A 26665-nucleotide genomic window follows, 5' to 3' on the forward strand; every position below is an offset into this window, starting at 1 on the left:
TCGCCGAGGCATAGGTGTCTTCCATAAATTGGAAATAGACGATTTTCCCGTCAACCACTTTGGCGAGAATAGAAAAAGGCGAGGTAAAGCGATTACCCACGCCAACCGAGGTGTAGGTGAAGCTGCCGAAGACTGCGACCTTTTCACCGTCGCCGAAAATATCGGTGACCGCGAAGTCGTTGATGTCCCAGTAGGTGCCGACGTTGGAGAAGGTGTCGACGTAGATCTGCCGGCCTTTGCGGGTGCCTGCCCAAGGCTCGATCTGTTGCAGTTCGGGGTTGTTGAAGTTCAGCGAGACATAGGTGGCGTCTTCGCTGACCAGTTGGGTGGCGGCGTGTGCGACGCTGTCTTTGGCGGTGTTGGCCAGGAAGGCGCTGACGACGTCGATCGGGGCTTTGGTTTTTTGGGCTTTTTCGATTGCGGCGAGATTGGCCATTTTATTGCCTGCTCAATGAAGTGTTTCAGGGGGGGGAATTGAAGTTCTTGCTGTATCGCTTCTTGGCGTCTAGGACGCGGATGTATGGTGCTTGTCGACTCAAGGTTGGTGGGGCGGTTGAAGCAGAGCGCGGATACCCGGGCAGCCAGCAAGCCACCCGGATACCCGGCTCTTGATTTCTACAAACCAAACAAGCGTTGCGCATTCCCCCGCCCAATCTTCTCCCTATCGTTCTCACTGATCAGCGCCTGATCAAACCAGTTGCTCGCCGTGGCCATGCTTTCATACGGGTAGTCCGCCGAAAACAGCACACGGTCGACACCGATTTCGCTGATGGAATCCAGCAGGCCCTTGGTGTGGAAGTGGCCGGCGGTGGTCAGGTAGAAGTTGTGGCTGAAGTAGTGGCTGACCGGTTTTTTTGCGTTGCCCAGACCTTCGCCTTCGCGTTGCATGTGCAGGCGGTGTTCCAGGCGCGGCAGCATCAGCGGCAGGCCTTCGGCGAGGTGGCCGAGGATGAGGGTCAGGTTGGGGTAACGGTCGAACAGGCCACTGAGCATCAGGCGGATCGCGTGGGTGGCGGTTTCATGGGCGAAGCCCCAGGCTGAGCCGACCAGGGATGGATAACCCTCGTAGATCCGCCGTTGGCTTGGCAGCGGTTCGCGCGGGTGCAGGTAGACCGGCACGTTGAGCGCCGCGACCCGCTCCCAGAATTCCCATACCGGCGGTTCGTCCAGGTACTGCGCGGTATCGGCGTTGCCGATGTTGGTGTAGCCGTTGATCAGTGCCCCCACCATGCCGTAATCCTTTACCGCACGTTCCAGTTCGTCCGCCGCGGCCCTGGGCGATTGCAGGGCCACCGTGGCGAAGGCCTTGAAGCGTTGCGGGTGGCGGGCGACGAACTGCTCGGTGATCTGCTCGTTGGTGCGTTGCGCGAAGGCGATGGCCTGGCGCGGATCGAGCAGCGACTGGGCGCCGGGGGAGGTGAGGGACAGGATGGCGAGGTCGATGCCATTGCGGTCCATCTCGGCGACGCGCTGGTCGCTGTCCAGCAGGCGTTTTTCCACATCCGCCATATAGGCCCGGCCATTGCGCGTGGCTTCGCCGGAAGCATCCCACAGGCTGTTGTTCAGCTCGGTGCTGATGTGTTCCTCGAGTACGATTTTGCCTTTCATGCTGATGTAGCCTCTTTAAGGATAAACAGGTACGTAGCGCTTCGACTCAGCCGGGCCTAGGCCTCGGCGGTCGACAGGCTGATGTGTTTGTATTCGATGAAATCGTCGATGGCCGCGACGCCGTTCAGGCGGCCCAGGCCGGACTGGCGGTAGCCGCCTTCCTCGAATTCGTCGTAGACCTTGGCCCAGTCGTTGATCCACACGGTGCCGGCCTGCACCTTGCGCGCCACGCGCAGCGAGCGCTTGGTGTCGCGGGTCCAGATGGCGGCCGCCAGGCCGTATTCGCTGTCGTTGGCCAGGGCCACGGCTTCGGCTTCTGTATCGAAGACTTGCAGGGTCAGCACCGGGCCGAAGGTTTCCTGTTGCACGATGTCCAGCTTCGAGTCGCTGACTTGCAGTAGGGTCGGGCGGTAGAAGGCGCCGTTGGCCAGCTCGCCTTCGGTGATGGGGCCGCCGCGGACGATGACCTTGGCGCCCGCAGCGATGGCGGCCTCGACGGCCTGATCGACCCGCTGCACGTTGGCCTTGTCGATCAAGGGGCCCATGTCGCTGCGCGGGTCGGACGCCGGGCCGACCCGCACCGCTTGCAGGCGTGCCGCCAGGCGCTCGCGCAGTTGCTCGGCGATGCCGCGCTGCACCAGCAGGCGCGAGCCGGTCATGCAGAACTGCCCGGCGAACACGGTCAGGGCCTTTTCCAGGAGCGGCAGGGCGGCGTCGAGGTCGGCGTCGTCGAACACCAGGTGCGGGGTCTTGCCGCCCAGCTCCAGGCCGAAGCGCTTGAGCGACTGCGCGCCCACCGCGGAAATCGCGCGGCCGGTGGCGGAGGAACCGGTGAAGCTGATGACTGGCACCTGGGGCGAGGCGATCAGCCGGCGCGAGCCTTCGCCGCCGGACTCGGTGAACAGGTTGATCACCCCGCGCGGCAGGGAAGGCGCCTCGGACATGACCCTGGCCAGCAGGGCATTGGTCTGCGCGGTCTGCGCCGGCATCTTGATCACCACGGTGGTGCCGGCGGCCAGGGCCGGTGCCAGCGAGCGCACCATCAGTACCACCGGCGAGTTCCACGGCACGATGATGCCGGCCACGCCCATCGGCTCGCGCAGCACGATGGACAGCACGTCGGGGCGCGGGGTGCCGCTGTGGCCGCGTTCGGTGCGGGTCAGCGCCGCGTAGTAGCGCAGCTTGGAGGGCACCATGCTGACTTCGAAGCGGGCTTCGGGCTTGATCTTGCCGTTCTCCAGCGCCAGTTGCTCGATCAGCGCCTCGCTATTGCGCTCGAACGCGGCGGCCAGCTCGTCGAGGACCCGGGCGCGCAACGCGCTGTCGTCGCTCCAGCCACTGTTGAAGGCGCGCACGGCCGCGGCGATGGCCGCATCGGCCTCGGCGCCGCCGCCATCGGCGTAGTGGCCGATGACCCGGGAGGTGGCCGGGTCGATGGATTCGCGGTGTTCGGTCGAATCGACCCAGGCGCCGTCGATCCAGTGTTGGGCAAGGGTGTTTTGCATGGTCATGGCAGTGTTCTCCACATTAGCTGTAGCGACGCGCGATGTATTCGGCGGTGGCGATGGTGGTGATATTGGTGGCGACCGAAATGGCGTCCGGGAAGATCGAGGCGTCGACCACCCGCAGGCCCTGCACGCCGTGGACCCGGCCTTCCAGGTCGACCACGGCGCCGGGGTCGCCGGCCTGGCCCATCGGTGCGGTGGAAGTCGGGTGGTGGTAGGTGTCGAGGGTGGCCAGCATCGACTGCTCGATCTGCTGGTCGCTGCTGGCCTGGGCGCCCGGGTTCAGTTCCGAGTGGATCAGGTCCTGGAGCGGCGCGGTCTGGCCGATCTTGCGCGCCAGTTTCACCCCTTCCAGCAGGCGGGCGCGGTCCTCGGCCCGGGCCAGGAAGTTGAGATCGATCAGCGGCGCCTGGGCCGGGTCGCGGCTGGCCAGTTTCAGGCTGCCCACCGACAGTGGGCGGGTCAGGGCCACGGCGAGGACAAAACCGACCTTGGTCGGGCTCTGGTCGTGGGGGAACAGGTGGGTGGCGGTGATGTGCAGGTCGAGGTCGCCATTTTTCGCCGTGGAGCTGTGGGTCCAGAGCTTGGCGCCGATCACTGGGGACTGCTTGCCGATCAGCTCGGGGCGGGCGGCGTAGGCGTTGTAGTAGAAGGGGTGATCCTTGAGCCGCTGGCCGACGGGCAGGGCGGCGACCAGGGGGATCGACAGCGACGCCAGGTGATCGCGCGGGCCAATGCCGGAGCGCAGCAGGATCGCCGCACTGCCGTAGGTGCCGGCCGAGAGTATGACTTCGTTCGCCTGGATGACTTCGCCGCTGGCCAGGCGCACGCCGGTGGCGCGGCGGCCGTCGAACAGCACCTTGTCCACCAGCACGTCGCCGCGGATCTGCAGGTTGCCGCGAGCCCGCACGGCGTTGTCGAGGTAGGCGATGCCGGTGTTGACCCGCACGCCGTCGACGATGTTCATCGGGTAGGGACCGACACCCTTGGCGTCGGCGCCGTCGAAGTCGTCGATCACGCGGAAACCGTTGGCGACGGTGGCGTCGACGAAGGCCCGCTGCATGGGGCTGATGTCATTGCGGGTCAGCTGGTGCACCGGCAGGGGGCCGTCGTGACCGTGCAGCTGGTTGCTGCCGGTGTTGCGTTTTTCCAGCTTCTTGAACGACGGCAGCAATTCTTCATAGGACCAGCCCGGCAGGTTCCAGTTGACCAGGTCCTGCTTGCGCGCGCGGATCGCCACCGCGCCGTTGACCGCCGAGCTGCCGCCCAGCACCTTGCCGCGAATCGCATGGATCGGGTGGCCGATATAGCCGGGCAGGGTCTGGTAGCCCCAGTCGCTGCCGGCATCGCCGCCGACGCTGTCGCTGCTGGCGATGACTTTCGGGTAGTCGCGGGTGCCGTAGACGTGGCCGGCTTCGAGCAGCAGCACGTTGCGCTCGCGGCGTTCGCTCAGGCGCCGGGCCATGACCGCGCCGGCCGAACCGCCGCCGATGATCAGCACGTCCACCGGGTTGCCGGCACTGCCGTCGCGCTTGCCGTTGGCGCCTTGCGGGGCTGCCGCGAAAGCGGGGCCGGCGCCCAGCATGGAGCCGATGGCCAGGGTCGCCGAGCCGGCGACTGTCTGGGCCAGCAGTTTGCGGCGCGAAGGGTTTTCTGGTTGGTGGTGACTCATCGCTCATCTCCCATAGCAGGCGAATGCCTGTCAGATGGAAGCTGAGGCTAAGGTGCGCTCGGGTTGAGCGACAGCCACTGTAAAGTGAACCGCTGGTTCAGTATTGCTTGACCAGGCGGCGGGCCCTGCGCGCTCAGGCGGCGGAGCCGCCCGGCAGCAGCCCGCGAGCGATCAACGCCGCGTCCCAGGGCGCCGGGCGACCGATTTCCTCGCCGAGAAATTGAATCAGCGCCTGGACCTTGGGCGGGGTTTTCAGGGTCTTGAGGTACACCGCCGAGATCTGCCCGCCGGACGGCGCATAGTCGTCCAGCACCGACACCAGCCTGCCGTCGAGCAGGGCGTCGGCGGCCAGGAAGGTTGGCAGGATCGCCAGTCCCAGGCCGGCCAGCGCGCCTTCGAGCAACTGGTGCCCGGAGTCGGTCCGCATGCGCACGCGGACGCGGAACGAGTGCTGCGCGCCGTCCATGGGCAGGCTCCACATGCCGTTGGGTTCGCGGTTGTAGTAGATCAACCCGTCGTGCCGCTGCAGGTCGCCGGGGTGCTCGGGAGTGCCTTGGCGCGCCAGGTAGTCGGGGCTGGCGCAGATCAGGTGGCGGTTCTCGGTCAGCGGCCGCGCCACCAGGCAAGAGTCGTGGAGGTTGCCCAGGCGGATGGCGACGTCGAAATGGCCATCCTGCAGGTTGGCCACCCGGTCATGGGCTTCCATGTCGACGCACAGTTGCGGGTATTGCAGGGCGAAGCGCGCCAGCAGCGGCGCCAGGTAGCGTGGGGTGAAGGCCATCGGCGCCGCCAGGCGCAGGGTGCCGCCGAGGCTGGCCTGGTGGTCCTGCACCGACTCTTCGGCGCGCGCCAGGTCCAGCAGGATGCGTGTGCAATCGGCGTAGAACAGCTGGCCGGCCTCGGTCAGCTTCAGCGGCCGGCCACGGGTCAGCAATACCACGCCCAGGCGCTTTTCCAGCTGCTGCATGCGTTGGCTGACCAGCGACTTGGTGGTCCCCAGGCGTCGCCCGGCTTCGGAAAAACTGGCCGCCTCGACGACCGCGACGAAGGTGCTCATGTCCGAGAATTTATTCACCGCCACTCCTGTTGCCCTGGGTTGAAGAACCTGAAAAGAAACACGCAGGTTCGCGTGCTGCTCAGGGGCGCCATGAGAAGCCAAGCGTATCGGGCAACGCAAGTGGCGAACCGGCCAGAGATGAAGTTGCCACCCGGAGCGACGGAGGGGGGGCTGTTGCCGATGGACAGACGCCCGGGCTACCTGGCGTTGCCGAGGTTTGGCGCGGATCGCACGGTTTTCCATGGGCCGGCCACTTCGCGGCTATTCTCTAATTTCAGGTCGATGGCCTAAAAGATCCATGTCCACGCTTATGGCCTGATGTCCTGCTCGCCCGGGTAAAAACGCTTTTCTCAGCCTTGCTGAGCCGTATCGGGTGTTGCTTCGAGGACGGGCCCCTCCAGTTCGAGGGCGGTTAATGGCGCTTCACGGTGATCAGGGACGATGACAGTGAGGGCATGCATGCAGTGGCGGCCATGGATATGAGCGTCGGGTCAACGACCGGAGAAGAGGCGGCGGACTTTTTCGTGCAGACCCTGGAACAGGCCAACGATGCCGTGGTGATCATCGACGATCGCAACCAGGTGGTGTTCTTCAACGCGGCGGCCGAACGTTTCTGGGGCTGTCCACGGTGCGAGGTGCTGGGTAGCGACGTCAGCATGCTGGTGCCGATCCCCATCCGCTCGCGAAACGACGGCGAGACCGGGGTCAACAAGATCATCGGCACCAGCCGCGATGTGTGCATCACGCGCAAGGATGGCGAAGAGCGCTGGGGCGCGATGGCAATCTCGAAGATCACCCTGCAGGGGCGCATTTTGTATGCCGCCTTTTTCAAGGACGTGACCCAGACGCGGCTCAAGGATATCGAGCAGCGCTTGCTGTCGATGTCGGTCAATGCCAGTAGCTCGGCCACCTGCATCGTCGACGCCGACGGCCGGCTGATCTACATCAACGACGGGCTGGTGCGCTTGCTGGGGTATTCCCGCGAGGAATTGCTGGAGCGCTCGCCGCAGATGTTCTTCGTCACCGACACCCCGGGCCAGGCCCGGGCCGACGAGCTGCAACTGGAGAGCATCCTCAGTGGCCAGCCCCATGAAGCCTGCGGCCTGGTCAGCAAGCGCAACGGCCAGCGGCTGTGGGTGCAGGTCTGCTCGGCGCCGGTGTTCGACGCCGGCGGGCGGATCGGCAACATCGTCATCGTGTTCACCGACATCACCCGTTCCAGGCTGCCCGAAGTGCTGCAGGACAAGGTCATCGGCGCCTTGTTGCAAGAGCAGCCCGTGGAGCGCGTGTTGACCCTGCTGTGTCAGGAAATCGAGCGCCTGGCGCCGGAGGTCATCGTCTCGATCCTCGGCGTGGACCCGCAGGGGTTGCTGCACCCGTTGGCCAGTCCCGGCCTGCCGGCCGACTACTCCCAAGCCATGGAGGGGCTGCCGATCGGGCCCGCCGCCGGCTCCTGCGGCACCGCGGCCTTTCGCGGCGAGCCGGTGCTGGTCAGCGATATCGAGACCGATCCGCTGTGGGCCGATTACCGTTTGCTGGCGCAGCAGGCCGGGGTGCGGGCCTGTTGGTCGATCCCGCTGCGCAACAGCGCCGGCAGGGTGCGCGCGACCTTTGCCCTGTACTTTCGCGAGAGCCGCAAACCCGATACCACCCATGCCCATCTGATCATGACCGGGACCCACCTGTGCATGCTGGCCCTGGAGCGCGAGGAGGCGCGCCAGTCGATCCGCCACATGGCCTTGTCCGATGCCCTGACCGGCTTGCCCAATCGCAGTTCCCTGCTGGCCGAGGCCAACCGCAGCATTGCCGAGGTGGCCCTGGAGCAGGGCGAACTGGCGGTGTTGTATGTCGACCTGGACCGCTTCAAACAGGTCAACGAGGCCCTGGGGCATGCCTCGGGCGACGAGCTGCTGCAGCTCATGGCGCAACGGCTGCGCAGCGTGCTGCGCGAGTCGGACATCGTCGGCCGGCTGTCGAGCGACGAGTTCGTGCTGGTGCTGCCCCGGATGAACGCCAGCCGGGTCACGACCTTTCTCGAACGCCTGATGCCGACCCTGGGCGCCCCGGCCGATATTGCCGGGACCGCCGTGGTGCCTTCGGCCAGTGTCGGCGTCAGCCTGTACCCCAGCGACGGCCAGGATATGGAAAGCCTGCTGCATTGCGCCGATATCGCCATGTACCAGGCCAAGCGTACCGAGCGCGGCGGTTTCAGGTTCTTTCTCGAGGAGATGGACCAGCTCGCCCAGCAGCGCCTGCAGCTGGAGACGGCGCTGCGCCAGGCCCTGACCAGCGACGGCCTGCATCTGGTCTATCAACCGCAGATCGACTTGCACAGCAACGGCCTGGTCGGGGTCGAGGCGCTGGCGCGCTGGGAGCATCCAAGCCTGGGCACTATCCCGCCCGCGCAATTCATCGCGCTGGCCGAGGAGTGCGGGTTGATCAACTACCTCAGCCAGTGGGTGCTGTGCGAAGCCTGCGAGCAACTGGCGCGCTGGCGTCGATCGGGCATCAGGGTGCCGTCCATCTCGGTCAACCTGTCGCCGATCAACTTCCACAACCTCAACCTGGCGGCCCTGATCGCCCGCCAGTTGCAGCGTTGCGGCCTGCAGCCGGCGGACCTGTGCGTGGAGGTCACGGAGGGCGTTTTCCTGTGCAGCAGCCCGACCACCGAACAGACCCTCCAGGACCTGCATACCCTGGGCGTGCGCCTGGCCATCGATCACTTTGGCGCCGGCTATTCCAGCCTGGGCTATCTGCGGCGCTTGCCGATCAACGAGCTGAAGCTGGACCAGAGCTTCGTCGAGGAGCTGGAGCACGACGCCTCCTGCCGCGCCTTGAGCGAGGCGGTCATCGGCATCGGCAAGGGCCTGTCCCTGCGGGTGATCGCCGAGGGCATCGAACACCCCGCGCAGCGCGACATCCTGCAGGCGCGGGGCTATGACGTGGGGCAGGGCCAGCTGTTTTCCTCGCCATTGTCGGCCCGGGCGTTCGGGCAGTGGTTTGTGGGTTGGCAGAGTTAGCCGGCCGGTCGATGGGGGGGCAGCGCCGCGCTCCAGGCGGACGCGAAGTGGACCGCGACGGGCCAGTGCACGACCCTCTCTTTTCCTTCTTTCCAAGGCCGCTGCGGGCATTGCCCGGTGCCAGGCATGGGCGTGGGCATTCAAACACTCTGTTCTTTAAGTCAAGTTGTTAGTGTGTAGGGATTTTCTGTTTTATGCCGTCGAAAACCAATTAAATCTGACGGTTTGTTAGATGTTTAGTTGTGGGTGTTTAGTGTTTCTGATTATTGGGTTTTGTAACTGTTGGCGTATTCCGTATGGGACTGATGTGATTCGGGAAAATCATTTGTCAGCGGTATTTTTGTGGGCTTTAGTGGGGAGGAAAAACACTCCAGGGACACTGCCATACCGCGTGAGTTGAATCATCGGTGGCTTAAATATAATAAAAAGGTGATCCATGACAGACTCCACAAAAGTGCCGGGTGCGTGCGACCTGACCGGCGATTTTCACAGCGAGAAAACCGCCGGCGGACTGAAAAGAACCCTGACGTCCCGGCACCTGAACATGATCGCCATCGGTGGCTGCATCGGTACCGGGCTGTTCGTCGCTTCGGGCTCGACCATTGCCCAGTCCGGGCCGGGCGGCGCGCTGCTGGCCTTTGTGGTCATCGGCGCCATGGTGTTCTTCCTGATGACCAGCCTCGGCGAACTGGCGTCCTGCATGCCGGTCACCGGTTCGTTCTCGACTTATGCCTCGAAGTATGTCGATGAAAGTTTCGGCTTCGCCCTGGGCTGGAACTACTGGTATGCCTGGGCGGTGACCATTGCGGTCGATCTGGTGGCCGCGCAGATCATCATGGCTTATTGGTTCCCGGATGTTCCGGGGTATATCTGGAGTGCGGGTTTTCTATTGATCATCACTGCACTTAATATGGCCTCGGTGCGCTTGTTCGGTGAGTCCGAATATTGGTTCGCCCTGATTAAAGTCATCACTATCCTGCTGTTTATCACAGTGGGCATTCTGATGTTGTTCGGCATTCTCAGCGGCGGCGAAAATGCCGGCCCCAGGCTCTGGTTGATTGGCGATGCGCCGATTGTCGGTGGCCTGGGGGCCCTGGTCGGGGTGGCGATGATCGTGGGTTTTTCGTTCCAGGGCACCGAGTTCGTTGGCATCGCCGCCGGTGAAACCCGGGACCCCGGGAAAAACGTGCCGCGTGCGGTGCGGCAGATCTTCTGGCGGATCCTGCTGTTCTACGTGCTGACCATCCTGATCATCGGCCTGTTGATTCCTTACAACGACCCGAGCCTGTTGAGGAATGGGGTGTCCGATATCCGTGTCAGCCCCTTCACCCTGATCTTCGAACGGGCCGACATGCTCGGCGCGGCCGCGGTGATGAACGCGGTGATCCTGACCTCGGTGCTGTCCGCCGGGAACTCCGGCATGTATGCCTCCTCGCGGATGCTCTACAGCCTGGCCCTGGAGGGCAAGGCGCCGACGATCTTCGCCCGTTTGAGCGCATCCGGCACCCCACGGTGGGCGTTGCTGGCCACGGCCACGGTGGCGGCCTTGTGCTTCCTGACCTTCATCTTCAGCCCGGGGCAGATCTATAACTGGCTGCTCAACACCTCGGGCATGCTCGGCTTTATCGCCTGGCTGGGCATCGCGGTCAGCCACTACCGGTTTCGTCGCGGTTATGTGCGCCAGGGCCATGACCTGGGCAACTTGCCTTATGTGTCGCGGTTCTTTCCGTTCGGGCCGATTTTCGCCTTTGTCCTGTGCCTGTTCGTCACCCTGGGGCAGAACTATCAAGCCCTGCTCGGCGACTCGATCGATTGGGCCGGGCTGACCGCCACCTATATTGGCCTGGTGCTGTTCCTGGCGATCTGGCTGGCGCACAAAGTCATCAGTGGCTCCAGGTTCGTCCGGTTCGATGACATGAGCTTTTCGATGATTCGCAACAAGTCCGAACGTTACCTGCCAGCAGAATCGGCGATGAATGAGAATGCGGGTCTTCCTGTGCGAATGACCCAGGTCGGAGCCAAGTGATGAGTCAGGATTTTCTCGAAAGTTATTACCAGGCCACGGTTGAAAAGACCGCTTATCCGGCGCTCGGCGGCCGGGTGGAGACCCGGGTGTGCATTCTGGGCGGCGGGCTGGCCGGGCTTTCCACGGCGCTGGGTTTGGCCGAACGCGGGGTGACCGACGTGGTGGTGCTGGAGTCCCACACCGTGGGGCACGGCGCCTCGGGGCGCAACGGCGGTTTTGTGTTCGGCGGTTACTGCCTGGGCAATGCCGAGCTGCTCAAGACCCTGGGCCGTGAGGAAGCGCGGCGGCTCTACCGGCTGACCATCGACGCGGTCGACCTGATCCGCCAGCGCGTCCGGCAATACGGTATCCAGTGTGACCTGACCGACAGGGGCGTGCTGCTGGCCAACTGGTTCAACGATCCGGCGCGCCTGGAAAAGCCTCGGCAACTGATGAAGGAGGTCTACGGCGTCGACTGGCAGTACGTGGCGCCGGGCGAGTTGCGCGAAAAGCTCAAGACCGAGCGCTATTTCGGCGCCTTGTTCGAGAGCCATGCCTTTCATTTCCACCCGCTCAAGTATGTCTACGGGGTGGCGGCGGCTGTCGCCGGCTACGGCATCGATATCCACGAGCACTCCGCGGCCCTGGCGATCGAGCAGCAGGGCGGCAAGTACCTGGTCAGGACCGCGGGTGGTGAAGTCCTGGCCGAGCAGGTGGTGTTCGCCGCGGGTGGGTATTCCCGCGGGCTATACCGGCCGGTGGAGCGGGCGACGCTGCCGATTGCCACCTATGTGGTGGCGACCGAGCCCCTGGGCGAGCGTTTGCGGGAGGCGATCAACTGCGAGTCGGCCATTTACGACACCCGCTTTGCCTTCGACTATTACCGCCCACTGGCGGACAGCCGGATTCTCTGGGGTGGGCGCATTTCCATCCTCAATCGTGGCCCGCAGGCGATCGCCGGCTTGCTCAAAGCCGACCTGATCACGGTCTACCCGCAACTGGCCGACGTCGAGATCGAGTATTCCTGGGGTGGGCTGATGAGCTACGGCCGCCAGCAGATGGCGCAGATCGGCCAGGATGACAACGGCGTGTGGCATGCCGTGGGGTTTGGCGGTCACGGCATGGCGCCGACCACGGTGGCGGGGGAGGTGCTGGCGGATGCCATCGCCAAGGCCATTCCGATTCCCCAGGGCTTTGGCCGGTTCGGCCTGGTGCCCACCTTCGGCCTGGCCGGCCTGGTCGCGGCGCAGGCGACCTACAGCGCCTATCAGGCCCTGGATGCCTACGATGCCCACCGTTTGAACAAATGACCGCCGCTTTTCCAGGCCGTACAGGCCATGGAGCAATCTCAGCGTTTTCTGGCCCAAACCCCGGAATGAACTTATGCTGGCGGGCAAATCTGCACTCATTGAAAACCCAAGGCGTGACGCGAGGACGTTCCGAGCGTCTACGACTTGAACAAGTGACGCTGCTGCAGCCCGTATTGGCTCTTGGCATATTGAAATTGGGAGATTGTGTATGGTCATCAAACCCCGCGTTCGCGGCTTTATCTGTGTGACGACCCACCCGGTCGGTTGCGAAGCCAACGTCAAGCAACAGATCGACTACGTCACCGAACAAGGCACCATCGACGCTGGGCCAAAGAACGTACTGGTGCTCGGCGCTTCCACCGGCTACGGCCTGGCCGCACGTATCACCGCCGCCTTCGGTTGCGGCGCCAACACCCTGGGTGTGTTCTTCGAGCGCGGTAGCGTTGACGGCAAGCTCGGCACCGCCGGCTGGTACAACACCGCGGCCTTCCACAAGTTCGCCGAAGAAAAAGGCCTGTACGCCAAGAGCATTAACGGCGACGCCTTCTCCGACGAAGTCAAGCGCCAGACCATCGAAACCATCAAGCGCGACCTGGGCAAGATCGACCTGGTGGTCTACAGCCTGGCCGCTCCGCGCCGTACCCACCCGAAAACCGGCGAAGTCCTGAGCTCGACCCTCAAGCCGCTGGGCAAATCGGTGACCCTGCGCGGTGTCGACACCGACAAGGAAATCGTTAAGGAAACCACCCTGCAGCCAGCCACCCAGGAAGAAATCGACGGCACGGTGGCCGTGATGGGCGGCGAAGACTGGCAGATGTGGATCGACGCGCTGCACGAAGCCGGCGTCCTGGCCGAAGGCGCTAAAACCACCGCCTTCACCTACCTGGGCGAGAAGCTGACCCACGACATCTACTGGAACGGTTCCATCGGCGAAGCCAAGAAGGACCTGGACCAGAAAGTCATCGGCATCCGCAAGGAACTGTCGGACCTGGGCGGCGACGCGCGGGTATCGGTGCTCAAGGCCGTGGTGACCCAGGCCAGCTCGGCGATCCCGATCATGCCGCTGTACCTGTCGCTGCTGTTCAAGGTCATGAAAGAGCAGGGCAGTCACGAAGGTTGCATCGAACAGGTCTACGGTCTGTACAAGGACAGCCTGTACAACCCGAACCCGATCATCGACCAGGAAGGCCGCCTGCGTGCCGACTACAAGGAACTGGAACCTGCCGTCCAGGACCGCGTGAAGCAGCTGTGGGATGAAGTCACCAGCGAAAACCTCTACCAGTTGACCGACTTCACCGGCTACAAGCAGGAATTCCTGCGCCTGTTCGGTTTCGAGATCGACGGCGTCGACTATGAAGCCGATGTCGATCCGGACGTGAAGATCGCCAACCTGATCCAGGTGTAAGCGAACTTAACGCGTCATCGCCAACGCCCCTCCCATGAGGGGCGTTGTCGTTTCTGCGTCAGGCGGTTTTCACGTTCATGGTGATGCGCGCGCTAAAGACCTTGAGGTCTTCCTCATCGTAGATTTCCACTGCGACAATCTTGTCGCCGCTGCTGCTCCAGTCCACCGCGCCGCCATCGGCCACCGCGCGCACCGAAGTCTTGGCCTTGGCCAGGTATTCCACGGTCATGCCCTTGGGAATCCAGCGCGCGCCGGCCGGGATCGACACGTCGGTCATCACCCCGGCCGCCAGTTCGGCGGCGTTGCACAGGGCGATGGCGTGCACCGTGCCCAGGTGGTTGGTGATCTCCTTGCGAAATGGCACCTGCACCACCGAACGTCCCGCGCTCAGCTCGGCGATCAACGGATTGATGGTGCTGAAGTAGGGGGCCATCTGGCAGGCCATCTGAGTGAATTTTTCCGGACCGGCGGCGCTGAACATGCTGAGAACCTGACTCATGGTGATGCCTCGTAGCGGGATTGTTTTTGGGGTTTACAGAATAATATTCTGTAAAAGAACAATATTCGGCTTTCGCGAAATATGTCAAGCTGGCGCAACCATTCACTGAGGCGTGCGCGCCTTGTTCCCTGGACCTTGGTTTTGTGATGGGCAATGGACACGATCGATCTGCTTGAACGCTGCTACCCCGGCCGCAGGGCCGAACTCAAACGCGACATCCTCCGCCGAGCCCTGGCGTGCTTCAACGAACAGGGCATCGAAGCCACCACCATCGAAATGATCCGCGCGGCCTGCGATACCAGTGTCGGTGCGATCTATCACCACTTCGGTAACAAGGAAGGGTTGGTGGCCGCGCTGTTTTTCGCCGCGCTGGACGATCAGGCCGGCCTGCGCGAGCGCTACATGAGCGACGCCCAGACCCTGGAGCAGGGCGTGCAGGCGCTGGTGCACAGCTATGTGGATTGGGTCGATGCCCAGCCCGAATGGGCGCGGTTCCAGTTCCAGGCGCGGTATGCGGTCGCCAAGGGCCCGTTCGCCGAAGAACTGGTCAACCGCAACAAACTACGCAACCGCCAGTTACGCGAATGGCTGACAGCCCACACCCGGGCCGACGAGTTACCTCCAATACCGGCCGAGTTGCTGCCGTCGCTGATCGTCGGGCAGGCGGAAAACTACTGCCGCGCCTGGTTGTCCGGCCGGGTCCAGAGCAGCCCGAGCAGCTATCGCCAGGAACTGGCCGAGGCTGCCTGGCGCTCGATCGGCACCCATCAGTGACGGGTTGAACGACACCCCATTGCCAAGAGGGAAGACCATGCAAGCCGCACCCGTGCGCATCACCGCCGAGGAGATGCTCTCCGACAACTGGTACCTGCTGAAGAAATACAGCTTCGACCTGCAGCGCCGCGACGGCAGCTGGCAGGCGCAGACCCGCGAGGTCTACGACCGCGGCAATGGCGCGACCATCCTGCTGTACAACCGCGAGCGGCGCACGGTGCTGCTGATCCGCCAGTTCCGCATGCCGACCTACGTCAACGAGCACAGCGGCTACCTGATCGAGACCGCCGCCGGCCTGCTGGACAATGCCAGCCCGGAGGAGCGCATCCGCCTGGAAGCCGAAGAGGAAACCGGCTACCGCGTCGGCGCGGTGGAGAAGGTCTATGAAGCCTTCATGAGCCCCGGCTCGGTCACCGAGCGCATCCACTTTTTCATCGGCGAATACTCCCCCGACGACCGTATCGGCGACGGTGGCGGCCTGGAGGAAGAGGGCGAGGACATCGAGGTGCTGGAGCTGGGTTACCAGCAGGCGCTGGACATGGTGCGCAGCGGCGAGATCGTCGACGGCAAGACCATCATGCTCCTGCAATACCTGGAACTGCGCCTGATGCCGCCGCGCCGCCTGACGATCCTGGTGGCTGCGCCCCGGTACTCGGCAACCGACGATGCGGCGGCGCTGGCGCAGCAGGTCGCCAGCCTGGATGACTGGGCCGCGCAGTTGTTCGAGGCCGGGCACAGCCCCGTGTTCGGCCAGTGGCTGGGGTTGGCGGCGGACGCTTCGAGCGCTGTCGACGAGTTCCAGGCGCGTGCGCGACATCAGTTGCAACGTTGCGACGCGCTGCTGCGGATCGGCGGGGCCTGCGCCCGTGCCGATGCCCTGGTCGCCATGGGCGAGCAATTGGGCCTGCCGGTCTACCGTTCGCTGCAGGACATCCCGCGTTGCACTTCGGCCAGTTGAGCCAGGGCTCAACCGGCCGGCTGGCCGACGGCCTTGTATCGGAGTGTGTATCGGCCCGGTGCTGATACACCTGCTTGTCCTGGCGCCGGTTGCGCACACAACCCGGATACACCCCGAGGATTAACTACGCCCACCCGCCAGCACCGAGCTTCTCGGTGTCGGTGGCGGGAACCGTTAATCAATCCATCGAAGGGGTATCAGCATGTTCAAACTCTCCAATGTTTCCAACGTCGCCCTCGGCCTGGCGCTGGTCGGCGGCCTGGCTCTGTCCACCGCCGCTTCGGCGCTGAGCATGACCGAGCTGTCCCAGGGCTACACCCTGGCCGCGGCCGACGGGGTCAAGACCTCGGCCGAAGGCAAGTGCGGCGAAGACAAGTTCGCCAAGACCGACACTAACCACGACGGCAAGGTCTCCCGCGAGGAGTTCATCGCCGCCGCCCCCGAGCGCGCCGCCGAGTTCGACAAGATCGACGCCAACCACGATGGCGCCATCAGCCTGAGCGAAGCCAAGCAGTACCTGGCGGCCAAGGCCGGTTCGGCCGAAGGCAAATGTGGCGAAGGCAAGTGCGGCGCGGCGATCGAGTCCTGATCGACGGTGGCGGGGGGCACCCGGGTGCCCCCCGGTTTTTTCCGGGGCAACCAGGAGACTGGCCCATGCAACCCTCTCACAGCGTGTTATCTGTCCAGGCTCTGCGGCTGCCCGTTTCGGCAACCGTGGGGCTTGGCTTGCGTCGAGCCTTGCTCGACTCATTGCATACGGCGCCTGCGGGCGCTTTTGACTTTCTGGAACTGGCGCCGGAAAACTGGATCGGCATCGGCGGTGCCCATGGCGCCGCGTTGCGCGCCCTGGCCGAGCGTTACCCGCTGAGCTGCCACGGGCTGTCGTTGTCCCTCGGTGGCCCGGCGCCGCTGGACCTGGGGTTCCTGCGGGAAGTGCGGCAGTTTCTCGAGCGTTTTAATGTGCCGCTGTACAGCGAACACCTGAGCTACTGCGGCGACGACGGGCACCTCTACGACCTGCTGCCGCTGCCGTTCACCGAAGAGGCGGTGCGCCATGTCGCGGCGCGCATCCGCCAGGCCCAGGAGGTGCTGGGCCGGCGCCTGGCGGTGGAGAATGTCTCGTACTACGCTGCGCCGCGCCAGGACATGGACGAGCTGGCCTTCACCAACGCGGTGCTGGCCGAAGCCGATTGCGATCTGTTGCTGGACGTCAACAACCTCTACGTCAACTCGGTGAACCACGGGTTCGAGCCCCAGGCCTTTCTTGCCGGCCTGCCGCCCAAGCGGGTGGTGGCGATGCATGTGGCCGGGCATTACGACGAGTCGGAAAGCCTGAAAATTGATACCCACGGCGCGCCGGTCAAGCCGGTGGTCTGGGGGCTGCTGGCGCGGGCCTATGAGTTGTTCGGCGTGCAGGCGACGCTACTGGAACGGGACTTCAACTTCCCGCCATTCGCTGAGCTGCTGGGCGAGCTGGACAGCATCCGCCAATTGCAGGCCAGCGCCTGTCAGGCCCAGGGGAGGCTGGCCCATGGATAAGCCGATGATCGCCCTCGACGCCCAGCAACAGGCCCTGACCGCCTACCTGCGCGACCCCGAGCACCGGGCGCCGCCCGCCGGGATGGACCGCGCGCGGGTGGAGATTTACCGCGAGCTGGTGTTCGACAACCTGCGGTCGTTGCTTGGCGGTACTTTTCCAGTGCTGCGTTCGGTGCTCGGCGAGACGGAATGGCGCCGGCTGCTGCGGGTTTTCCTGCGCGAGCACCGTTGCGCCACGCCAAAGTTCGGCGAGATCGCCGGCGAATTCGTGGCCTGGATGGCTTCCACGCCCGCCGGTTTGCAGGACGGCAGTTGGCCGGCCTTCATGGTCGAACTGAGCCATTACGAGTGGATCGAAATGGCCCTGCAACAGACCGAGGCCGAACCGCTGCCGGCCAGCGACCCGCGACGGCTGCTGACCCAGCCCTTGCGCCTGTCGTCCCTGGCCTGGCCGCTGGCCTACGCTTGGCCGGTGCAGCGCCTGGGCCCGACCTGGCGTCCCAGCGAACCCGGGGCTGAGCCGACTTTGCTGCTGATCCGCCGCGATGCCGGCTACCGCGTGCGCTTCTGCGAACTCAGCCCGCTGGCCTGGCGCCTGCTGGAGCGTATCGAGGCGTTCCCCCAACTCCACGGTCGCGACCAGTTGCAAGGCCTGGCCCTGGAAGCGGGCATCGACGACCTCGACACCTTTCTCGCCAATGGCCAGAGCCTGCTGCGACAGCTGCACGACCAGGGCGTTATCGGCCCTGTGTAGTGGCTTGTTTTGAAAACACGCGGGCTCGCATTCAGCGGCATTTCTGGCTCAGATTAAATGCATCCAGCAAAAGCTCTCAGCTCACATTAATTGCAAATGGGCTTGCATTCGACGGAGCGGGTTCGCGTTTCATACTTAACAGGCTCACATTATTTGCAATTGTCCAGTAGATCTATTTTGTCTCATTAGTCTCTAGGCGTTCGTCGTAGTGTATCTTAGAAAGGTATTCCGATCCTTGTGATGCATAAATAACGCCTCGCGGGCGCGTCTCGTTTTTGTATGCTCAAAAAATACATATATCAAGAGTGTCCAAAATATAGAGAGGAATCACTTGTCAATATTCCGGCAAAAGAAACCCAGCTTGAGCTGGGCTTTCTGCACAACGGCATTACACGCTATTCAAAAGAACATTTCTTTTCAGTGGTGAAGGCCGGCTCTTTCCAATTTGGTCCCTTAACTACACGTTCTTTATCTTCGGAAACTAAAACTCCCTCGAGAAAAGTCTTTCGTAGGTATTCCATAAGTCACCAGTTTTAAGAGTCTCAAACCTGTACGAAGTATAAGTTCTATCTGTTTTTGGCTGATCTAGCGTTATAGCTAAAACTGTTAAAGTATTACGCACGGACTCATTCGTGGCAAGGTCTTTAATAGTATCTATTTAGTTTCCTCCTTCAATGCTTCAGCATAATCTTGTCTGGCGTCTGCATCTATCGCATCTTGAATATATAAAGAGTTGATTTTTCGTTGATTTTATAATCTTCAAGTATGTGAGCATTATTCCATGCATCCCCTTTCTCACCGTCCGCAACCCCAAGAGTTCTATACCGCTCAAGTTCTCGAATTTCATGTGTGTAAAAGCGTTTATCAACATCAGTAATCGGTATTTGACCACTCAAGATCTTTTCTAGGCGGTCAATCATTATTTATTGGCATCGGAGGGGGCAAAACGGCTCGTATGCAACTTGACCAGATTGATACCCTCCTGAGTCACTGAAGCCGTAGTCCAATCAAGATTTTGGGTTGGCCCTTCGGCTTTATCAGGATTGTACATCCGTCCACTGTGCTCACCTTGGTGGTTGCCCCTTCGTACGGGCTACTGAACACCGCATACATCGGCGGCAAACCCGAGTCTGCCGGGTAAATGTAAATGGCGCCGCGAATATCCAGTTGATCAGCTACTGGTAAGGGTACGGCCTTGATCTCAAGCGGGGTCAGCGTGACTCCCGTGTACACCGGCACTGGCAGCGGCTTTGCCGGGGTGGCCGTCGAGCTGTTCGCGGGGGTGGCAATCGGAAAGGTCTGCGTGACAGGTGAGCTGTGGTGAAGGTATAGGCGTTGGCTACCGGGTCCAGGCTCAGGGCTTTAACGGGAACTTTGCGCGATACTCTACCACTGGCTTATGTTGTTATCACTGTAGAGGGGCGCTTGTAAGTAGTTATCTCAATGGTGAAAGAAAAGCCCAGCATGGTCTGGACTTTCCTTTAAGAGTGTTATGTTCTACTCAAAAGTGTACTTTTTTTTGACCATAAATTCTGGGCTTCTCCACATTGGGCCTTTTCTTAAAGCACCATTGACATGATTGATTAATCCTTCGGTAGTCATCGTGTCAACAAGTTTTAAGAGTTCGATGTTGTTTGATATATTGGCCCAGCCATTTCTATTGTAAAGCCCATCAAGCCTCGGATAAGAAATGCCATTTTCACCCCCGGCCAAGAAAAGAATAACATCTCTAGGGGTTTCTGATTTTACAATTGTGCTTATGATGCTCATCTGTTTTCCCTCTCAATTTGTGCGTCGTCAGCTTCTATTGCTTCGGGGGTATAAAATAAGTCGTGAGTGTCTTTTAGTTTATAGTCCTCTAGCGTTGCCGTATGGGTGTTATTCCAAATGATTCCGCCATCGTCTGGGTCTATCCCATCCGCAATCCCCAAAGCTCTATATCGTTCTAGCTCTCGTATCTCATGTGTATAGAAACGTTTGTCTACATCGGTAATAGGTATCTCTCCTCGAAGAATTCTCTCTAGACGTGCAGTCATTATTTTGTTCGCGTCCGATGGCGGAAACCTACGAGTATGTAACTTAACGAGATTAATCCCGTTCTGAGTTACTGTCACTGCGGTCCAGTCCAGGTTTTGGATAGGGCCTCCTGTTTTTTCGGGATTGTACATTCGACCGCTGTGCACTCCCTTGGTAGTTGCCCCTTCGTATGGACTATTGAATACCACATAAATCGGCGGCAAACCCGAGTCTGCCGGGTAAATGTAAATGGCGTCGCGAATGTCCAGTTGATCAGCTACCGGCAAGGGTACGGCCTTGATCTCAAGCGGGGTCAGCGTGACTCCCGTGTACACCGGCACTGGCACCGGCTTTGCCGGGGTGGCCGTCGAGCTGTTTGCGGGGGTGGCAATCGGAAAGGTCAGCGTGACAGGTGAGGCGTCAGCCGTGGTGAAGGTATAGGCATTGGCTACCGGGTCCAGACTCAGGGCTTTAACGGGCACCCTGCGCGATATTCCGCCATTGGCTTGCGTGGCGATGACCGAGTACTTCGAGCTGTCACCATAGATCCGGTAAGGCAGGTCAACCGTACCGCCCGCAGCTGCTATGGCCGATAGGTTGGCTGGCAAACCAGGCGCTAGGCTTTTGGCCGGGAGGGTCAGGATGGTTGCAGGCAGTTCGCCGTTGCCCAGCGACGATGAGTACGTCAGCGCCCCGATACCCACCGCCGAGGTGACACTGACGACGGTGCCCAGGGCGGCCTTCAGTGCCTGAATCGCGGCTTGTATGGTGGTTTCCAGAGTAACGCTGGACCCCGCCGTGAGCGCAATCGACCCTGCCGCCGCACTCAGTTGGGTTGTACCTGCGGCGGGCATTCTGAAGGTGTGAGCGGCCTTCACCGCTTCGGCTTCCTGGTTGGCTTTGGCGGCATACAGCTTGGGCAGTCGATCCTCGAGGCTCTTGATTTCGTCTTTTAATACGTCAGCCCTGTACGCGGCTCGAATAGCCGTAATTTCTTGTTCAAAGGCTACCTCTGGATCGAGGTGGTTATCCCGGCTGCGTTCAAGAAAGGCTTTAAGGTCGCGGCTCTTGAAGTCCAGGCCAGGGTAACCGGCCAGGATGGCATTTTGTGCTGCCAGCTCGTTGCGTTCCTGGCTCAAGACCTGCGTCACGACTTGAATAGACTTGTTCACCCAGTCAGCAGGAGTCACTACGACCGTTGGGATGTCTGCCGACGCCACATCGAGCCTGGATTGTACGTTTTGCTCAACGTTGGCTTTGTTCAGGTTGTACTGGTTGACGATGGGGTCCTTTCTTGCGTTATAGCGCTGGGCCCAAGCAGCAATCGTTGCCCATTCAGAGGTTTGCTTGAGCTTTTCTCTCTCGAGCAGAGGTTTGATCTGAGCAAGCTGGTTATTCAAGTATGAAATCTCATTGTTGATCAGCTTGGTCCGATAAGCCGCCTCAAGGGATGTCTGCCACTTCCTGTAGTTTTCATCTGGGGAGGACAAGCGACTTGCTGAATATTTGAAAAAGTCAAAAACCGGCCGGCTGAAAAAGTCCGCATGATAAAAGCTATCAGCTACATTTTTTTGCGCCTGGGCCTCTGCCGTCTTCTGGTCGATCAGGACTTCCCTGATTGAGACTTCGCGACTCAGGTTCTGCACGGCGTCTGCACTGTTGGGGGCTCTGGCGCTTCTCGCTGTGGCGAGTTCCCCTTCAACCCTGCCGGTTATTGACTGCAGCTTTCCAGAGTATTCAGTTTCTTGAAGATTGATGGCTTGGTTCAATAGAGGAGGAAAGCGAGTCATCAGGTCATTCCGGATGGCGGAGCCGATCCGCAACCATTCCTGGCTTTTACTGAAGTCCTCATAGCCACCTCCATTGGTGGGGCCGAACACCTGTTTCTCGTAAGGGTTGATCACTAGAGGTGGAAGGTCGATGGGGCCGGGATCTGACATATTTTTGATACTCCATATCATGAGGGTAAAACTGCATTTTTTACCGCAGGTAAGGCCGCCTTGGTTTTTGCTGCTCGGTTGCAAGCCGCGGATGAGAAAACCTGGGTGTGGCGATACTGTATTTATGTCCAGTTTTGGCATGCAATTAAAATTTGCATCAATGCATAAGCTCCCGACAAACGGTATTGATTCCTATTACTATTTTGTGGCTGAAGCGATTGACGGGTTTGGGTGACGGGAGGGGTGGCGGTTGGCGATATTTCTGTGGACGCTGTTCCCCAGGCGCTACCGTCCTGCTCTGTGTAGCCGCAGGCTGCGCCAGCGGCTACAGGGAGATGCGCCTGTTATCGAATTTCCCCTCGTAGAAACACCAAAGCCGCAGCTCAAGCTGCGGCTTTTTTGCCCCGGGGTATCAGCGTCCGTGGCGCAGGCGCCCGATCAATGTATCCAGGCTGAGCTTGCCCGGGCCCTGGAACAGCAGGGGCAGCAGCGCCGCCAGGTAGATCACCGGCAGTTTGAAGTTGCCGTGGCCCTTGTTGCTGATGGCGTAGCCCTGGGCCAGTTCACTGAGGCTCGACCAGTCGGCCGGCCAGTGCACGGCGGCGGTGGCGACCACAGTGACCACGATCAGCACCAGCGCGGCGCAGCGGGTGCCCAGGCCCAGCAGCAACGCCAGGGCGCACAGCAGCTCGGCCCACATCGACAGCTGCCAGTTCAGGCTCGCCGGCAACTGGTCGAAGGGAAACGGGAAGGCGAACTGGATCTGCTGGAACCAGTTTTCCCCGCGCCATTTTTCCAGGCCCGACTCGAAGAACTCCCAGGCCAGCAACAGGCGCAGGCTGAGGAGCGCGACCCAGGGGGACAGGCGATTGAGCTGGCGTTGCAGCCCGCCGAGGGCGGATGAAAGCGTGAGGATCATGGGGTGGATCTCCTATGCAAAGTGGGGGGCATTACAAAAGCGGCGCCGCCTGCAGCGTCGATCGCAGCGCCTACAGGGCGGTTGAATTCAGCGCGGGCTCAGGGCCTGGCGTTGCCGGCGTTTGTTGGCCTGGGCCAGCTTGCCCAGCAGGTTGATCGCCATGGCCGAGCAGGTGATGGCGAAGGGCAGCAGGTACCAGGCGCTCAGCGGAATGCGTTTGAAGTTGGAGTAGGCGAATATCGTCGCGATCACCCACATGCCGGTGGTGTGCAGGCGCTTCCAGGCGGTACGGCTGAGCAGCGAGGCCGGGCCTTTGAACGAGGTCAGGGTTAGCAGCAGGATAAACAGGTAACCCACAGACCCGGGCAGGTTGCCCAGGGTGCTGCGGCCGGGCCAGAACTCCGGGTTCAGTTGCCCGTAGCTGTAGATCAGCAACGCGTGCACCAGGTGCGAGAAGGCGAACGCCAGGCCGATGAAACGGCGCTCGCGCACCAGCGTCTGGCCCAGCGGCGAGGGCAGCAGCACGGCGAATGCCGAGGCAGTGAAGGCCAGCAGAAACAGCACGAAGGACGAACGCGCGGTGGCGCGGATGGCGCTGCGGGTGGCCTCGACCAGGTCCGGCTCGAGCAGCAGGATCAGCGCGGTCATCAGCAGCACGGCGGCGGCCAGCAGGCTGAACAGCCGCCAGCCGTGGAAACGCGAGGGAAGGGATGGTGTGGGCATGAGAGGCTCCTTGAGGTTGGACGCCGCTGTCGCGGCGCGTCCCAGGAGTCTTGCAAGGCCATGTATATCGGCTGTGTCGGCGAGGGGCGGTTATGTATGCCTGTGTAGCGAGGCACTCAGAGGCTGGCCTTGTTGCTGACCAGGATCAGCTCCGCGCACAGGCCGCCGCCCTGGCGATTGCTCAGGCGCAGCGAGCCACCCAGGGCCACCGCCAGTTGCTGGGCGATGGCCAGCCCCAGGCCGGTGCCGCCGGTGTCGCGGTTGCGCGAGCTTTCCACCCGATAGAACGGCTTGAGCACTTCGGCCAGTTGCTCTTCGCTGATCCCCGGGCCGCGGTCCAGGACCTTGACCGACAGGCGATCGCCCGCTTCGGCTTGGACCTCGATCCGCGCCGCGCCAGAGAACTTCAGCGCGTTGTCCACCAGGTTCACCAGCACCCGGCGCAGGGCGTGGGGGCGGGTGTCGATCAGCGCGCCGTTCTTGCCGGCCAGCTCGACGTCCTGGCCGGTGTCCTGGTAGTCGAACACCAGGCTGTCGAGAAACGCGTCCAGGTCGATGCGGCAACTGGCCTCGGTGGCGCCATGGATGCTGCGGGCATAGGCCACGCCTTCGCGCACCAGATGTTCCATTTCACTCAGGTCGTTCCACAGCTTGTCCTTCTCGGTGGAGTCGTCCATGAACTCGGCGCGCAGTTTCATGCGGGTGATCGGCGTCTGCAGGTCATGGGAGATCGCCGCCAGCAGTTGCATGCGTTCCTTGAGGTAGGCGCCGATCCGCGCCTGCAGGGCATTGAAGGCCTTGGCCGCGTGCACCACTTCGATCGGGCCTTTTTCGTCCAGGTGCACGCCGTGGGTGTTGGGGTCGAGGCTGTCCACCGCCTGGGCCAGCCGGGTCAGCGGACGCACGGCGATACGTACTGCCAGCCAGGCGCAGAGGATCAACACCAGCAACTGCCCCAACAGCACCGCCGGCAGCCAGGGCGACATCGGCGTCAGCGCCGGGCGCACATCGATGGTCAGCGGGCTGCCGTCGGCCAGTTGCAGGTGGGCCTGATAGTGCTGGCGCGGTCCGGGGATGGTGTTGAATGTCAGGCGGTAGTCGCCGCCAATGGCGCTCTTGATCGAGTTCACCGAGACCGGTACATCGGCGCTGTCCATGGGCTGGCCGGGTTCGCCGGCATTGAGCAGATAGCCGTAGTTGCGCCGCTGCAGGCGCGGCAGCCAGGCGGGGCGCTCGGCGGCGGGCAGACGGTCGAGGATGGCGATGGAGGTGGCGACGTCGCTTTCCAGGTTGCCGAGCATGGTCATCTTCGCGCTCTGGTAGCGCTCGTAGGACTGCGCAGCGAACGACAGGCCCTGGGCCAGCGCCAGGCCGATCAGGAAAATCAGCGACAGTCGCGAGGCGAGGGTGCGCGGCCAGTGCAAGGCAAGCTTCATGACGCGGCCTCGAGGATCTCCACCGGCAGCGAGAACACATAACCCTCGCTGCGCACGGTCTTGATGTAGGCCGGTTCGCGAGCGTCGTCCAGCAGGCGCTGGCGCAGGCGGCTGACCAGCAGGTCGATGGAGCGGTCGAACAGGTCGGCGTCGCGGCCCTGGGTCAGGTTGAGCAACTGGTCGCGATTGAGCACCCGTTGCGGGTGGTCGAGGAACACTCGCAGCAAGCGGTATTCGGCGCCGCTCAGGGCGACCAGGGTGCCGTCCTGGTCCAGCAGGTGGCGCGCGGTGGTGTCCAGGCGCCAGCGGCCGAAGCCCAGCAGGCGGCCGCTCTCGGTGACCACCAGGTTCGGCGGCAGCATGCGCGTGCGCCGCAGCACGGCATTGATCCGCGCCAGCAGCTCGCGGGCGGCGAAGGGCTTGACCAGGTAATCGTCGGCGCCCATCTCCAGGCCGATGATGCGGTCGGTCTCGTCGTTGCGTGCGGTGAGCATCAGCACCGGCGTGGCCTTGTGCTTGCCGGCGCGCAGTTCGCGGCACAGCAGCAGGCCATCGTCGCCGGGCAGCATGATGTCGAGCACGATCAGGTCCACCGGGGTGGTTTCCAGGAAGCTGCGCATCTGCCGGCCGTCAGCCACTACCGTGGTGCGCAGGCCGTTCTTTTTCAGGTAGTTGCCTACCAGCTCTCTGATCTCGCGGTCGTCATCGACTATCAATACGTGATCGACATGATCCATGGGGCTGCCTCTGTATAGGGTCGTGCTGCCTAGTTTATAGGGCCCGGGCGGGCCTGCCTGCGGCGCTTTGTATTGCAGTGTATCTGGCGCCTGGCTGAATACACGGCGATGCAAAACAGGGTTTTTCCGACGCCTTTGTATCGCTGTGTATCCCCCGGTGGCGTGGATACGCAGGGACACCGCAAGGGCGGTTTGCCGACACAGGCGCGATACCTTGCGCGCATTCAATGGGCTCCATCGAGGCACAGCCACTGGCCTCGCCACCAAAACCCATTGTCGCCCGAGGAAACCATCATGCAACGCACCGCCCTCTACGCCGCCTGCCTGTTCGCCGCGCTGAATATCTGCACCCTGTCGGCCCGCGCCGAAGGCACGGTACAGGCCCAGACCTACAGCTACGGCACCCCGCTGGATATCCAGAAAGTCTTGTCGATGACCGAAGACGCCGAGCCGAGCTGCGGCGTGGTCAATGCCCGCATGACTTACCTCGATTCCCAGGGCCGCACCCAGGCCCTGGATTACCGCAAGTTCGCCAACAACTGTAACGACGGCAACTGAGTGCACTCACTTGTCATGTAGTCCCTGTTGAACATGAGGATCAGCCCATGAACACCCTGAAAACCTGCCTGCTTACCCTGACCTTGGCCCTGGCCGGCGTGGCCGTGGATGCCAGCGCCGCCGATGCGTCCTGCACGACCTGCTTCCAGCTCGCGCCCTTGAGCCAGGGCGGCCAGCCAGAGCGAGCGGCGCCGCTGCTCGCCGAAGGCGGCTACGAGCGCACCCCGCAG

The 26665-nt window shown here is 62.3% G+C and carries 22 protein-coding genes and 2 pseudogenes; 11 read left to right on the forward strand and 13 right to left on the reverse strand.

Going from position 1 to position 26665, the window contains the following annotated elements:
• The 5 genes from J4E58_RS30575 to J4E58_RS30595 form a co-directional block, all read right to left on the reverse strand.
• Window positions 1-436: nuclear transport factor 2 family protein (locus J4E58_RS30575; RefSeq protein WP_207255358.1), on the reverse strand; the 436-nt coding region annotated here is incomplete at its 3' end.
• 179 nt (window positions 437-615) lie between these two features.
• Window positions 616-1608 carry an amidohydrolase family protein gene (locus J4E58_RS30580; protein WP_087087639.1) on the reverse strand — a complete coding sequence of 331 codons (993 nt, stop codon included), beginning with the start codon at window positions 1606-1608 and terminating at the stop codon, window positions 616-618.
• Between the two features lie 56 nt (window positions 1609-1664).
• Window positions 1665-3113: an aldehyde dehydrogenase family protein gene (locus J4E58_RS30585; protein ID WP_207255359.1), complete on the reverse strand. Its 1449-nt coding sequence runs from the start codon at window positions 3111-3113 to the stop codon at window positions 1665-1667.
• Window positions 3114-3135: 22 nt separating this feature from the next.
• The gene (locus J4E58_RS30590) at window positions 3136-4785 is read right to left on the reverse strand and encodes a GMC family oxidoreductase (protein WP_087087635.1); all 1650 of its coding nucleotides are present in this window, start codon (window positions 4783-4785) and stop codon (window positions 3136-3138) included.
• A gap of 133 nt (window positions 4786-4918) precedes the next feature.
• Entirely contained in the window at window positions 4919-5860 is a 942-nt protein-coding gene (locus J4E58_RS30595) for a LysR family transcriptional regulator (protein WP_087087633.1), read from the reverse strand.
• Window positions 5861-6315: 455 nt separating this feature from the next.
• Between J4E58_RS30595 and J4E58_RS30600 the strand changes: the two genes are divergently transcribed.
• From J4E58_RS30600 to fabV, 4 genes are all read left to right on the forward strand, one after another.
• A complete protein-coding gene (locus J4E58_RS30600) occupies window positions 6316-8862 on the forward strand; it encodes an EAL domain-containing protein (RefSeq protein WP_259334423.1) in 2547 nt (848 codons plus the stop codon).
• A gap of 436 nt (window positions 8863-9298) precedes the next feature.
• Window positions 9299-10888, forward strand: a complete 1590-nt coding sequence (locus J4E58_RS30605; protein ID WP_102673072.1) for an amino acid permease — start codon at window positions 9299-9301, stop codon at window positions 10886-10888.
• Entirely contained in the window at window positions 10888-12177 is a 1290-nt protein-coding gene (locus J4E58_RS30610; RefSeq protein ID WP_087087631.1) for an FAD-binding oxidoreductase, read from the forward strand. The genes J4E58_RS30605 and J4E58_RS30610 overlap by 1 nt, the downstream gene beginning before the upstream one ends.
• A gap of 208 nt (window positions 12178-12385) precedes the next feature.
• Window positions 12386-13582, forward strand: a complete 1197-nt coding sequence (fabV, locus tag J4E58_RS30615; RefSeq protein ID WP_007921004.1) for an enoyl-ACP reductase FabV — start codon at window positions 12386-12388, stop codon at window positions 13580-13582.
• Window positions 13583-13640: 58 nt separating this feature from the next.
• On the opposite strand, the gene J4E58_RS30620 is transcribed toward fabV, so the two are convergent.
• Window positions 13641-14081, reverse strand: a complete 441-nt coding sequence (locus tag J4E58_RS30620; RefSeq protein WP_053260882.1) for a hotdog fold domain-containing protein — start codon at window positions 14079-14081, stop codon at window positions 13641-13643.
• A gap of 153 nt (window positions 14082-14234) precedes the next feature.
• Here J4E58_RS30620 and J4E58_RS30625 point away from each other — a divergent pair, with 153 nt between their 5' ends.
• The 5 genes from J4E58_RS30625 (at window position 14235) to J4E58_RS30645 (ending at window position 18106) form a co-directional block, all read left to right on the forward strand.
• A complete protein-coding gene (locus J4E58_RS30625; protein ID WP_053260883.1) occupies window positions 14235-14855 on the forward strand; it encodes a TetR/AcrR family transcriptional regulator in 621 nt (206 codons plus the stop codon).
• Window positions 14856-14892: 37 nt separating this feature from the next.
• Window positions 14893-15813, forward strand: a complete 921-nt coding sequence (nudK, locus tag J4E58_RS30630; protein WP_087087628.1) for a GDP-mannose pyrophosphatase NudK — start codon at window positions 14893-14895, stop codon at window positions 15811-15813.
• 202 nt (window positions 15814-16015) lie between these two features.
• A complete protein-coding gene (locus tag J4E58_RS30635; protein ID WP_087087626.1) occupies window positions 16016-16402 on the forward strand; it encodes an EF-hand domain-containing protein in 387 nt (128 codons plus the stop codon).
• A 65-nt stretch (window positions 16403-16467) separates the two neighbouring features.
• Window positions 16468-17352, forward strand: coding sequence for a DUF692 domain-containing protein (locus tag J4E58_RS30640; protein WP_087087624.1), 885 nt, complete (start codon window positions 16468-16470; stop codon window positions 17350-17352).
• A complete protein-coding gene (locus J4E58_RS30645; RefSeq protein WP_087087622.1) occupies window positions 17345-18106 on the forward strand; it encodes a DUF2063 domain-containing protein in 762 nt (253 codons plus the stop codon). Before J4E58_RS30640 ends, J4E58_RS30645 begins: the two co-directional genes overlap by 8 nt.
• Before the next feature lie 654 nt (window positions 18107-18760).
• On the opposite strand, the pseudogene J4E58_RS30650 reads toward J4E58_RS30645, so the two are convergent.
• The 7 genes and pseudogenes from J4E58_RS30650 to J4E58_RS30680 all read right to left on the reverse strand — a co-directional run.
• Window positions 18761-19503: pseudogene (locus tag J4E58_RS30650) on the reverse strand (S-type pyocin domain-containing protein); the annotation flags it as partial.
• Window positions 19504-19603: 100 nt separating this feature from the next.
• On the reverse strand, window positions 19604-19876 hold the full coding sequence (locus tag J4E58_RS30655) for a hypothetical protein (RefSeq protein ID WP_087087620.1): 273 nt from the start codon (window positions 19874-19876) through the stop codon (window positions 19604-19606).
• A complete protein-coding gene (locus J4E58_RS30660; RefSeq protein ID WP_256583244.1) occupies window positions 19873-22203 on the reverse strand; it encodes an S-type pyocin domain-containing protein in 2331 nt (776 codons plus the stop codon). The genes J4E58_RS30655 and J4E58_RS30660 overlap by 4 nt, the downstream gene beginning before the upstream one ends.
• 271 nt (window positions 22204-22474) lie before the next feature.
• Window positions 22475-22981 carry a DoxX family protein gene (locus J4E58_RS30665; protein ID WP_087087618.1) on the reverse strand — a complete coding sequence of 169 codons (507 nt, stop codon included), beginning with the start codon at window positions 22979-22981 and terminating at the stop codon, window positions 22475-22477.
• An 87-nt stretch (window positions 22982-23068) separates the two neighbouring features.
• A complete protein-coding gene (locus tag J4E58_RS30670; protein ID WP_087087616.1) occupies window positions 23069-23704 on the reverse strand; it encodes a hypothetical protein in 636 nt (211 codons plus the stop codon).
• 116 nt (window positions 23705-23820) lie between these two features.
• On the reverse strand, window positions 23821-25140 hold the full coding sequence (locus tag J4E58_RS30675; protein WP_087087615.1) for an ATP-binding protein: 1320 nt from the start codon (window positions 25138-25140) through the stop codon (window positions 23821-23823).
• On the reverse strand, window positions 25137-25877 hold the full coding sequence (locus J4E58_RS30680; protein ID WP_023968023.1) for a response regulator: 741 nt from the start codon (window positions 25875-25877) through the stop codon (window positions 25137-25139). Before J4E58_RS30680 ends, J4E58_RS30675 begins: the two co-directional genes overlap by 4 nt.
• 294 nt (window positions 25878-26171) lie before the next feature.
• On the opposite strand from J4E58_RS30680, the gene J4E58_RS30685 reads away from it, so the two are divergent.
• Both J4E58_RS30685 and J4E58_RS30690 read left to right on the forward strand, forming a co-directional pair.
• Window positions 26172-26435 (forward strand): DUF2790 domain-containing protein, encoded by a 264-nt coding sequence (locus J4E58_RS30685; RefSeq protein WP_087087613.1) that lies wholly within the window; start codon window positions 26172-26174, stop codon window positions 26433-26435.
• A 47-nt stretch (window positions 26436-26482) separates the two neighbouring features.
• Window positions 26483-26665 (forward strand): annotated as a pseudogene (locus J4E58_RS30690) (hypothetical protein); the annotation flags it as partial.

The organism is Pseudomonas sp. FW305-25, from assembly GCF_017351415.1.
GTDB classification, from domain to species: Bacteria; Pseudomonadota; Gammaproteobacteria; order Pseudomonadales; family Pseudomonadaceae; genus Aquipseudomonas; species Aquipseudomonas chlororaphis.